Here is a 12,369-nt window from a genome sequence, read left to right on the forward strand (position 1 = left end):
CGGCTTCAGGAACGCTTCGACAACCGTGCTCCTATGGAAGTTCGGGCTGCTGCACTTGAAACAGATTCTCCTGCACAATATCCCATTCCAGAGAACAAGCGTATTCTGAGGTACAAGGCAAAGTTTGCCGCATAAAAAATAACTACCACCAATTTGGCAGTAGCTATTTCTATAACCTTGTTTATTTATTTCCCTGGTCTACCTTGACAGGGGCGGATCAGTATCTTATTGCTGGATCAATCGGCTACTTTATTATCTTATTAAATAAATAGGATAATTTAGCACTAAAGTCTCCTAGGAAATTACCCAGTCATCTATAAGATTAACAATCCCGATTCCTCGGTGCGATAATCAAAGCTGTCCTTAAGGCTGTGGATTGTATTTACACGGTCTGGTGACCCCATCCTTGGGCACTACTTCATATTTCTTGCACGGATTGGCACATATCGTGCCGCTATATAAACAGTTGACGACGGGTCTGGGGGGACGTTTCGGTAATTCGGCGCCACATTTCTTACACTTCATGGGTTCATCTGGATTATCAAGATTCAACATGTTACACTCGGGACATATTTTTGGCCTAGGCTTAGGCGGTTTGCAATTTCCACAGAAAGGGTTACATGACCAGCACATTATTTTGCCCCCTCAACTGCTTTTTGAAGTCAAATGGTACTCTGAGCCAGGATTCGTAGAGATCCTCGATTATAGCATCAAGTTCTCTGATTATTGGCATATTTATTTGACAGCATTCCTCATCCTCATCAGCTTGACCTAATAGCCCTTTGCTAAGATTCTTGTGGTTTAAGGAAACACTTTGCTCAATGTCTTCAAATAATTGGGGATGAGCAAGATACACTGCGGCTAAAAGATCCCTCACATAAAAGCCATCCGATCTCAAACTAAGTTTGCTATACTCTAGCCAGGATAGACTACGATTGACAATATAACACCCAATCGGACTTTTTCTGAAATTAAGACGATTCATGAATTCAGAACTATTCATAAACAACTTGAAGCCCATATTATGATTAATGACTGTGAGTCTCTTACCTTCCCTCAACACCCATTGGGTAGCGAAAGGATCTGCCGAAAAATTCCACTCGTCAAGGAGCTTCCCGCTGATCATAAGATCACGAGGTATTCCTCCCACGATAATGAGATGGGCAATTTTATTAAAAAAATCATGATCCTTGACATATGCTGCATACAGATTGGTCAAAGCACCCGTCGCTATGATAGATAATTCACCGGGATAGTCATTAGCCATCTCAACTAGATAATCAGCTGCTTCACTTTCAAGGACGTAGCGGTTAGCACACCCGCGTAAGATCGGGATATCCATACGACCCATTTCTTTAAGCATATTTTCAGTAGTTCGATAAACGGTATCGATCTTACCATTACCATAGGTTGTGGTAATTCCGCTCAATTCGATATCCTTTTGTCCCATTAAATAGAATATGGCCAGCCCATCATTTATATCAGAACCCGGAACTCCCATGGTATTATCACAGTCGATAATTACTTTCATATCAATCTCCCTCGCTGAAGAAATTTTGTCTTACCCTTCTATTTGCAATAATCATGCCATAATAAAAAGACCTAAAACCCTCATTCTAAGCCTTTTCCATCTTACACCTATGTTTAGATATACCGAAGAAATGTCATTTTCGGACACTTCAATTTCATTTTGATAAAGAAAACTACCACCTTCTTCATATGCAAAAATGCCTCCTATCTTATAGGAAGCATCTCACAAATCAATGGTCGAAACCATAATCCTTCAGTTTTCTATACAGGGTGGACCTACTTATACCCAGAAGTTTAGCGGCATCCGGTATAGAGTTTTTGGAATGTACTAATGCTGTTCTAATTGCATTTCTCTCTAGATATTCAAGAGATAAAGAGTCTTTTTCAAAGGAATGCCCCTCATTTACAGGAACTGAGTCCAATAAAATATATTGGGGCAGGTTATCAAGATCGATTACATTATCTTGAGCTGAATTTACGGCAAAAATCAAAGCATTTTGAAGCTGACGAATGTTACCCGGCCATTCATATTCTTGAATCTTTTTAATGGCTGTTTTTGTAACTTTAGGTGTCTTCCAGCCTTGCTTTAGACAATAATTTTTAATGAAAAACTGACTGAGCACATCGATATCATTTTTTCTATTCCTCAAGGGAGGAATGTTTATAGTTAACACTGATAACCGAAAATATAGATCTTCCCGATATTGCTTTTCCTTGACCATTTTAAAGAGATTTTTATTGGTTGCCGCGATCAGTCTAAAATCCACCTTCTTATAGCGACGACCACCGATCCTCATCACTTGTTTGTCCTCTAAAGCCCTGAGTAAAACTGCCTGCAACTCAAGGGGCATATCTCCGATCTCATCAAGAAATAGCGTCCCACCATGGGCTAGTTCAATCTTGCCCGGACGTCCAGTACGCTCTGCACCGGTGAAACTACCGCCCTCATAGCCAAAAAGCTCGCTTTCAATGAGTTCCCGAGGCATAGCTGCACAATTGACCGCCATAAAAGGTCCCTGAGGACAATAGTTATTGTGAATGGCTTGGGCAAATAGCTCTTTTCCCGTGCCACTTTCACCGATTAGCAATATATTTTCCGGTGAGGTCGAAAAACGCTTGGCAAGGGAAAGAACTCTTTTAAACCCTTCATCCTCACTAATAATATTTTCAAAAGTATAGGTTGCAATTGAACCAGTGCGGTTTGTCGCCGCTGCGTTTACCTTCTCTACATGGTTCAGCCGTAGCACCGCTGCTTCGATCTGACGAGTTTTATGGTCGCATATCGGACGAATATTGATCATATATGATTGTTCATCATTGCCAGCAACAATATTTTCCTCAAGATCAGTATTTTTCCCTGCACCTACAAGAGCAATAACTTGCGAGTAAGGACTCAGAAACTCATTAATGTTCCTACTTCCCTTATCCTCGGTTCTAATTTTAAAGATTCGTTTAGCTTCTCGATTCAGAGTCAGGATTTTACCCGCGGGATCAATGGTAATGATCCCCTCATCAATTACTTCTAAGGTTGCCTCTAAGGTATCCGCGGTAGTGTTTAACTCATGAAGTGTCTTGAGCAAATTCTCATTGCTCTCAACAAGCAACTTATTGGATTTGTTGAGCTTTATCTGAGTCTCAATAGCCTTAGCCAGAGCAGTGATTAAACCCAGAGTATGAGAAAGCAAGTTTTGGAAATAGTCCTCCTCTAATTTGTACTGGATTGGCTGACCCAAGATAATCGTAGCAATGACTTCCCCGTCGTCCCCTAGAATAGGGGCCGCAGAGCCCACAATATCGTGCAACCGGACACAATAATGTTCCGGACCATATAATTGTACAGGCTGTTTAAGTTTCGCGCATACAGAATGGACACAGGTCCCTATCGTGTTTTCATTCCACACGATCCCCTCAATAGGAATTCTCAACATATCCCCGACTTGAAGTATGAAGGTTCCATTTTTATCACATAAATACATAATATATCCACATGGTAGAACAGCCATTTCCTTAAACCTGTTCATTAGAGGCATAGTAACCTCAATTAGTGGACGATTACTCTCGACTATCTCAGCATGCTCTGCAGCGCTGATATGCGGTATATGTGCTTTATTATGAGGATCTATGCCCTTGTCCCGGCATCTTAGCCAGGACTCGGCTACCTCCTTGCTAATGTAACTACTTTCACGAGGATCCACATTATGAGGATCGGTTAAAAACCTTTCCTTCAAATCTAAAACTCTGTCAATACGCTCAGAAGTGATGTGAGCTGAACGCAATGTGTCACTTTTTATAGGGATAAAATCCCGGTCATTCATCACCATAAGATCCTCCTCTATAATCATGACTTTTCTATACTATTAGAAAAGTTTCACTTAAGGAATAAAATTCCACATGCAAATGTAAAATCCTCCTATGAAATTTATTATTAGGTGTGTAGGCTTAAGATAAAGGAAACCACCTTAAGCCAACACATACTTAGGCCTTTCTAATTCGACAAGAAATTCCGTTATAGGTCCAGGTCCCCACTAGTGGATCAGAAGTCTCAAAGTCTCCACTTGTGAGAAGATTAGCGTTAGAAAGCCAAATGCCACCCAGTTCGGGCTCAGAAGCTTTCATCTCGGGATACCACCAACCATACTCTACACTCAAGACATCTTCACACATAGTAGTAAATTGGGCCCTGAAGCGACCTTTACCTCGCTCAGTCTCCACATCCACCAAGCACCCTTCGTCAATCCCCAGTCTTTTACCTGTCTCTGGACCCATTTCCACGATAGGCTCTGGATGCATCCGACGAAATCTTTCCAGCTGATGGTAGCTAGAAGCGTAATACGGCTGGAATCGAGCACCGCTCATAAGAATTAATGGGAAGTCCTTCTCACCTGCAGGAAGCTGACGAGGGCTAGGCAGAGGATCTCCCCCTATCTCTTTGAGAAATTCGCTATAGATTTCCACCTTGCCACTATTTGTAGCGAATCCGTGGGGATGCCCTTCGGCATCCGGCTCTTGATACTTCTTATACCGATTTTCATCAACGTATAATCCGAAAAGAGAGAAATCTTCCCAAGAATAACCGAGAGGGGATAAACTATATTCAAGGGCTTCCTGATAGGTTTCCCAGGGCCATTCCTCCTCCTGACCGAGTCTGAGCCCCAACCCTTTCCAAAAATAAAAATCTGGTCGCCGCTCGTAGTAGGGCTCAACAGCTTGATCTCCCCCGTAGGCCGTATTCGCTACCCCCGCCTTGGTCTCCAATATGGGGCGCTCTAAAACCCCAGCACTGGGTAGAATGTAATCTGCTAACATAGCGGTCGGTGTTTCAAATAATTCCAAAACAACCAAAAGATCCAGACTCTTCAACGCCCTATAGATTAGCTCTGTATCAGCTTGTGTGAGGAGTGGATTTGAGGCCATGACGATCATCGAGCGAATGGGATAGGGGTCTCCGGTCAGCATAGCCTTCCAGACCCGATTAGGGTGAGCGGAAGTCAAGTAACGCATGGGTAAACGTTTATTGTGTTTCATGGTCAATTCGCGAAGCTTAGCATATCCTTGATAGGATTGGAGAGATAACTTCTCTTGAGAAACCGATTGGGGTTTCTTCTCAGCAAAGGGCTCACTGAGTTCCAGCTCTAATTCCGAGAAAAAATCCGGCATTTCACCTAAATGAGATGCCCCCGCTACATCCAAATTGCCTGTGATTGCCCTTAAGATTGCTAGAGCACGATGGGCAGGAAAGCTATTCAGCCCTAATTGGTCAATTCCTCTTCCACTATATAAACACGCGGGTGTGTTTTGGGCGTATAAGCGGGCGGTCTCTATGACATCCTCTGCTTTTACACCTGTAATTTCTTCTACATAAGAAGGAGAATATATCGTGAGATGGTTCACCAATTGCTCAAAACCATGACACCATTTGCTGACAAAATCCTGATCATAGAGATTTTCCTTGACAATAACATGCAATAGCCCTAACGCTAGTACAGCATCTGTTCCTGGACGTACGGGTAGCCATAAATGGGCTATCTCTGCAGTCCCGGTACATCGTGGATCAACAACGATCAATTTCTTCCCACTGCCAGCGAATTCTTGAACAGCATGCCAGAACAGAGAATTATCTGATTGGGAAGGGTTTATGCCCCAGAGGATCGCACATTCTGTCTTATCTGGATACAATTCGTTATCCACAGGCCAGCCATAAGTAATGGAATTAACCCATATCCCGGGATTCCAGCAGATTTGCCCAATGCCCATATTATTGGGACTTCCAAATAGGGACAAAAAGCGATGGAGTGGCCAGAAAGTCGTATGCGGTCCGCCGATACTGGTAGCCAATACCTCAGGACCAAACTCTTCCTTTAGGGATTGGAGTCTATCGGCAATTTCATCGAGGGCTTGCTCCCAGGAGATTCTTTCCCACTGGCCACTACCCCGTTCACCGACTCTCTTTAAAGGATAATTGATCCTTTGGGGATGATCCATAACCTCAGCAATCATGGGCCAGCGCTTACACCCCCGCATAATTTCGGCATTATAAGGGAAGCGGTTAGCATCAGGCTGCACTTTGAGCACTCTTCCATCCTCTACTGTGGCAATGAGCCCACATTGATATCCACAAAAACGGCAATTAGTTGGAACTGTTTTTCTATTACTCATACGCCCTCACCTGCTGTCTCATAATATCCGATAACTTTTTCCCTTCAATATTGGTCAACTGATACCCGCAAAAAGGAATTAATCCCCCTGCTTTTCCTGCAACGATCATGCTGCATTCGCGAAGCTTCTTAAGGTCCATGTTTCCGGCATCAATATAATTTTCAATTAAGATGGTCAAACCCGGTTCAAGCTCAGGATATTGCATATCAGCGATATCGGCAAAAACCGAGCCTTGAGGACTCTGGGGATTAAAGGATTCAATATACTCTTCGATAGTCAGGCGCCTGGAAAGAGGCTGAATCACTCCTTTATCTTCCACTAAGTAAGTAGAGCTGGAACATAAAGGATTAGAGCATCCCAAGGGCCAAAAGTCTGAGGGTTCAATCATACCTTTGCTTTGCTCAGAGATCATAAAAATTACATCTCCCATGGTTAACCGTTTAAGCAAGGGTACATCAAATCGTCCAGAACCAAAGGCTGGTTGGTAGGCAATCCCCACAATGACATCTCTGTTTTCTAGTGCAAAATTAAGCACTTGACCCATTTGATCTTCATTGATTCCTTCAATTACTGTCATGGCCAAAACTACTTGAACCCCTGCCTCACGGCAGTTTTCAATAGTTTTAAGTTTTGTTGGCAATAAATTTTCACCGCGTATTTGCTTGTAGACTTCCCCTGTCATACCGTCAAATTGGAGATAGACCCCACTAATACCAACCTCAGCAAGATCTTTTATATAATCTAGGTTCTGACCGATGACTACCCCATTGGTATTGACTTCAATGGCCTGAAAACCAATCTCCCGACCTAAACGAATGATATCGGCTAAGTCCCTGCGGGTAGTGGGCTCACCACCCGTTAATTGGATACTCGTATCGGAACTAGTGTTTTTAAGAATATAGCGGAACTTCTCAGCAAGTGCATCTAAGCTTGGATTTGGGTCAGGGCGAAAATCATTGGCGGCCATAAAGCAGACCGGGCAACGCAGATTACACCCTTCGGTTACCTCGATCTCCACTAAGGTTGGATGGCGCAGATGAGCCTCACACAACCCGCAATCACTTGGGCATCCGTCTTTCACAGGAATGGGTGAATGAGGAGAAATTGCTGGTAGTTTAAACTGATTCATCCACTGATAATGCTCCACATTCGGCCATAGATAGGTCGTATGGGCTCCGTGTTCGGAACAGTTTTTCTCCATATAGACCGCCTGATCACGAACCACGATCTGGGCTCGAACAACCTTTAGACAGATCGGACAAACGCTCTGGGTATGATCAAGGATCATACCCTCTTCCCAATGCTGCTTCATATATTGATTCCTCCATTTTACCGATCAAGTTATTTCCGTCACTTGAAACCTAAAAAAATAATGAGTAGGTGCAGGTTCTCCATAGCCAGTGAGCCCACTGGGTCAGCTTCAGAGAAGCTGCACTCTCATTTCTAATTTAAATTTGCTTTGTCCAAACCTTTTGTAAGAAGGTTTCATCCCCATGAGGGAGTCGCGAGCGATATTTCTCTTCTCCGGGTAACCAAGTACGATCTTGACCTGAATATACGACGAGATTACGCATGAGCAGACCCCCAAGAATAGCCAAAATCCCAGCAATTCCAATGGAAACACCATTGGGGATTAGGAAAAGCGCCAAGGGTACTACGGTGCCTAGGAACATAAAACCGACACGGAAAGGATTAGCATAATTTCCGGTGGTCCAGCGTCTCACGGCTGCTACCTCACGTGCCGTAGTTCCACTACTCTTAATCCAGAGATAACCGATCCAAATAACAAATTGGAAAGCACAAAGTCCAGCGGCCAGTTGGGGAAATAGAGCATAGACCGCAGGAGCTGCCACACTAACCCAACCGCATACGATATAGGCAGCTAGACCAGTCAGCAATGAAGAAGTTAAAAAGAGAACCATCATACCGGGGCCATTCCAAAAGGGACGTGACTTATGCCTTGCCAATAAAACTCCCGGATAAGTGGCGACGATAAACCCAGTAATGACACAAAGAATCGCCAGTATTTTACGAAGACCGACGATGCCAAACCAAGGAAATAGTTCAATCCAACTGGTACCTAGTAAAAGACCAGCAACAATGGCAATGGACATGTTCCAGGCTCCAAAAGTTAAGATGGCTTTGGGATTCATAAATACCCGCAAGGCCTGGAAGGGTCGCCCTAACTCCAGAACCAGTAAACCAGCCCCGCAAGCGATAAACACAGCCCCCGCCAAAATCCCCAAAGTAGAGAGATTGCTACCTACAAATAACTCAGCAATTCCAGCAAAGAGGAGCATTGCCGCTCCCATGCCCGCAAAAAAGAAGTCGAAAGCTAACATCCAGCCCCATGTTTCATGTTTTTGGCTCATTTCAATCCCTCCAATCAATAAAGATAATAGACAAAGGGTTCAGTGTCTAACTCTTCTAGTAGGCGTCCAGTTGTCTTAGTCGTATTTACTAATCGATAGACCTCACTATCCTTGTCCTCGATATCTCCGAAAACACGTGCCTTTTGGTGACAGGTTTGCACACACCAGGGAACTTTCCCTTGATCCACCCGTTCGTCTTTGCAGAAATTACATTTTTGTACAGTACCCTTTTTAGCATTAGTAACACGAGCTCCATAAGGACAAACCATAATACAGGTCTTACAGCCTACACATTTGCTTTCTTCTACCCAGACAATACCATCCTCCCGTTGCTGTGATGCCCCGGTGGGACAAGCATCTACACAGGGAGAATTGCCACAATGCATACATAGTAGAGGGAGATGAACCATTCGCACATGGGGGAATTTTCCGATCGGTCCATGGGTTGTTACTGGATTATAAATCATGTCGATGGGAAGTTCATTATTCACTCGACAAGCCACTGTGCAAGATTGGCAGCCCGAACATTTTCGAGTATCAATAACCATTGCATAACGTGCCATGTTTATTTATCCTCCTTTCTGTCTGAGCTTTGTACCTTATAGATTTTGCACAATAAACCACGGTTTGCCCAGCTCCCACTCATGGGATCACAATCTTCATCTGCCACACTGGTAAGAACATTGGCATTGGATTCAAGACAGCCACCCAACTCCGGATCGCGCATATCCCGTTCCGGGTACCACCAGCCACGTTCAGTGAAGACTGTACCAGGCCTAATTCCCTCGGTAAGGCTGGCTTTTTGCTTGATGCGCCCACGTCGGGTCTCGATCCAGACCCAATCCCCTTCTTGAATACCATACTCAGCAGCCGTATCTGGATTGATTTCCATATGAGGTTCATGACGAATAAAACGAAGCTCTTGAATATTAAAGTGTTCAGAATGATGGAAAGGCATGACCCCTGCTCCTGTGGTCAGAACCAATGGATATTCCTTCGCTAGTTCAGGATGGTCAATCTCATTCTCCACGGGTGGAATGTATTGGGGCAAAGGAGGATAACCGAGTTCTTCAAGGACGCTGGAGTAAATCTCTATTTTACCTGAGGGAGTAGCAAAGCCGCCCCGCTCTTTATACTTGAAGTATTCTCTTTCCGGGAAATGGAAGCGGTAAAACTCAACAAATTCATCATAGCTCTCCACACCATAGCCCAGATCCTTAATCCGGTAGAAGTAGGCATCCTCCAGCGTTTCCCAAGGCCAGTGTTCTTTTTGACCCAGTCTTATACCAAGATCCCGCCAAAATTCAAAGTCCGTATGACGCTCATACATAGGCTGAATAGCCCGTTGCGAACACATTAAGAAATCAGAACAACCGTACGTAGAGGTAATGGTCGGACGTTCGAAGGAACCCGCCATGGGCAGTACATAATCGGAAAGCATGGCTGTTGGGGTTAACCAATAGTCGCAGGTAATCAGAAGATCTAAGGCCTTCAGGGCTGCCAAGACTTTCTTACTCTCGCCATAGGAATTCACAGGATTTGTGGCCGAAACCAACAAGGCTTTCACAGGGTAAGGATCTTCTGTCAAAATTGCATTATAGACCGAGGGAGGATGAGCCTCACACATCCACTCTGCCGTAGGAGCTTTACCCCAGTATTTTTTCGTTATCTCGGCGATCCGTCCGTATCCTGGCCAGGTTACAAGCTTAAATTTATCTGACCCCAGTTGTTTAGCCCGTTGTTCTTCGCTTAAGTACTCATTGAGCTCCATCTCTTCGTCAGTGACAAACTCTTTGCTAGGACCGGTCAAAAGATCTGCCCCGGGGCAATCCAAATTGCCGGTGATGGCTCTTAAGATGGCTCTTGCATGTTGGGTTGCTCCGGCCGGTTTGCCGATTTGGTCAACAGCCGTCCCCCATTGAATATTGCCCGGCTTATTCGTGGCATACATCCGTGCGCCTTCCCGAATAATATCTGCGCTTACTCCTGTTAAAGGCTCAGCCCACTCCGGTGTAAATTCTTCCACATGAGCTGTTAACTCGTCAAAGCCTACACAATGTTCGTACACAAATTCGTAATCAGCTAGTCCCTCATAGATAATGACATTAATCCAAGCCAAGGCTAAGGCCAAGTCGGAACCCGGTCTTACTGGGATCCAGAGATCAGCCTTTGCTGCAGTCTCCGTAAAGCGGGGATCAATTACAATTACCTTGAGCCCTTTGGCTTTAAGGGCACTGACTCCACTCATTTCCGGCAAGGTTGATATCCCCGGGTTCTGGCCCCAGAGTACTAGACATCTGCTCGTTCCTAAGTCAATCTCAAAAGGACTCCAGCCATAAACTGCTGTTTCAATCATAAAGGTAGGAATCCAGCACAAATGAGAATTGTGAAAACCATTGGGACTACCAAAGAGATTCATAAAGCGACGTCTTGCCCAGTCGTCTGTACGAGAAGTTCCACCGGCTGTAGCAACAGCCTCTGCCCCATACTGTTTGCGGATCTCTTCCAGCTTGGTTCCAATCTCATCAATGGCTTGCTCCCAAGTAATCCTTTCCCATTCGCCTGAACCTTTTTCCCCCTTACGCTTTAAGGGGAAATTAACTCGGGCTTCATGGTCCAGATGAATAAGATTAACGTTCCCACGGCAGCACAGGCCGCCTGTATTTGTGGGGTAATCAGTGTCACCCTCGAAATGAAGGATCTTGCCGTCTTTTACATAAACTAAGCAGCCGCAGTTCTGATGACAGAAATAGCAGCAAGCTTTTTTGACTTCGACTCCTTCTTGTTCTAAATCAAACTTCGTGCTCATTTCTTCCCTCCATTGCAAATAGATTGTGAAATAATAAATAATGTCCTACATCATTACTTTGCAATTTCTATGCCAGGTAGTGATTCGTGAAAAAAGGCTTAAAACCAAGCTATTTCATTATTGGTATTGCACTGCTTCTTTCATTTTGAAAAAAACAGTGTCTTTTTAGGAATTACCTATTGAAACAAATACTGCTCCCGGCAATTAAGTCCGAAAGCAGTATTGTATTTTAGAAAATATTAACCCTCAGGGACATCGACTTAGACACCAGCTTTTATAACATTTTCTTCTTGAATTTGGTCGATTGTTTTTCCCTTGGTTTCGTTTCTCACAAAGAAGAAGGCAGCTAACCTTCAAGGATGCGTATCTCTTGATAAGTAACCGAGTCGATGCTCCGGAAGAGGCTACAACTGCCTATGCTAGGAGATGGAGAATTGAAGTTTTTTACCGTATGGCTAAGCAGAATCTTGGATTAACATCGTGTTATGCTCAGCCTGAAGCCGCCCATTTTGCACATGTGGAACTCTTGTTCACGGCGAAAACCCTTCTTTGTTACGCTGATGGGTGTGCAATAAAGAAGGCGCCGAACAAGCCCCATCCCTCTGCGAAGTGGTCAGGTACTTTTTCAACGCCGATTGTCGGATTCGCTGTTGCAAGCAGCAGATCAAAGTCTATTTTGACACAGCAACCAAGTGTTTTTCAAGGCTTAGCGTAAATTCTGGCCTCAATCTTTGGAACCTCCATAACTACTGCATATTTAGTACTTACTTCTTCCGCGACCGCACGATTTCCATCCCGCCGAAGATAAAGAAGTGCACAAACGGCAAGCCTAATGCGGCGGCCATCAGCGGAACCGCGTAACCTTGCTTCGAGAAACCGGGAATAGCAAGGGGGCACACGATACATGCGATGACCATAAAGATCAGGACTCCCAGCATGGCGTAGAACGCGGTACCTCCTGATAATTCCATATTCGACAATTCCTTATTATCCATAAGAACC

Annotated in this window: 9 protein-coding genes; 1 reads left to right on the forward strand and 8 read right to left on the reverse strand. The window is 44.3% G+C overall.

Going from position 1 to position 12,369, the window contains the following annotated elements; translation table 11 throughout:
• Positions 1-616: 616 nt before the first annotated feature.
• The 7 genes from AAC978_RS12465 to AAC978_RS12495 form a co-directional block, all read right to left on the reverse strand.
• Entirely contained in the window at positions 617-1,531 is a 915-nt protein-coding gene (locus tag AAC978_RS12465) for a nucleoside hydrolase (RefSeq protein ID WP_341548385.1), read from the reverse strand.
• A 229-nt stretch (positions 1,532-1,760) separates the two neighbouring features.
• Positions 1,761-3,851 (reverse strand): sigma-54-dependent Fis family transcriptional regulator, encoded by a 2,091-nt coding sequence (locus tag AAC978_RS12470; protein WP_341548386.1) that lies wholly within the window; start codon positions 3,849-3,851, stop codon positions 1,761-1,763.
• A 154-nt stretch (positions 3,852-4,005) separates the two neighbouring features.
• Positions 4,006-6,186 (reverse strand): molybdopterin-dependent oxidoreductase, encoded by a 2,181-nt coding sequence (locus AAC978_RS12475; protein ID WP_341548387.1) that lies wholly within the window; start codon positions 6,184-6,186, stop codon positions 4,006-4,008.
• The gene (locus AAC978_RS12480) at positions 6,179-7,498 is read right to left on the reverse strand and encodes a radical SAM protein (protein WP_341548388.1); all 1,320 of its coding nucleotides are present in this window, start codon (positions 7,496-7,498) and stop codon (positions 6,179-6,181) included. The genes AAC978_RS12475 and AAC978_RS12480 overlap by 8 nt, the downstream gene beginning before the upstream one ends.
• Positions 7,499-7,634: 136 nt before the next feature.
• Entirely contained in the window at positions 7,635-8,558 is a 924-nt protein-coding gene (gene nrfD, locus AAC978_RS12485; protein WP_341548389.1) for an NrfD/PsrC family molybdoenzyme membrane anchor subunit, read from the reverse strand.
• Between the two features lie 14 nt (positions 8,559-8,572).
• Positions 8,573-9,121, reverse strand: a complete 549-nt coding sequence (locus AAC978_RS12490) for a 4Fe-4S dicluster domain-containing protein (protein WP_341548390.1) — start codon at positions 9,119-9,121, stop codon at positions 8,573-8,575.
• A gap of 2 nt (positions 9,122-9,123) precedes the next feature.
• Positions 9,124-11,367, reverse strand: a complete 2,244-nt coding sequence (locus tag AAC978_RS12495) for a molybdopterin-dependent oxidoreductase (protein ID WP_341548391.1) — start codon at positions 11,365-11,367, stop codon at positions 9,124-9,126.
• A gap of 370 nt (positions 11,368-11,737) precedes the next feature.
• Here AAC978_RS12495 and AAC978_RS12500 point away from each other — a divergent pair, with 370 nt between their 5' ends.
• Positions 11,738-12,082: a hypothetical protein gene (locus tag AAC978_RS12500; RefSeq protein WP_341548392.1), complete on the forward strand. Its 345-nt coding sequence runs from the start codon at positions 11,738-11,740 to the stop codon at positions 12,080-12,082.
• A 49-nt stretch (positions 12,083-12,131) separates the two neighbouring features.
• Here the strand turns inward: AAC978_RS12500 and AAC978_RS12505 are convergent, their stop codons facing one another.
• Positions 12,132-12,362: a hypothetical protein gene (locus AAC978_RS12505; protein ID WP_341548393.1), complete on the reverse strand. Its 231-nt coding sequence runs from the start codon at positions 12,360-12,362 to the stop codon at positions 12,132-12,134.
• Positions 12,363-12,369: the final 7 nt, after the last annotated feature.

This window comes from Desulfitobacterium sp. THU1 (assembly GCF_038181555.1).
Classification (GTDB): Bacteria; Bacillota; Desulfitobacteriia; order Desulfitobacteriales; family Desulfitobacteriaceae; genus Desulfitobacterium.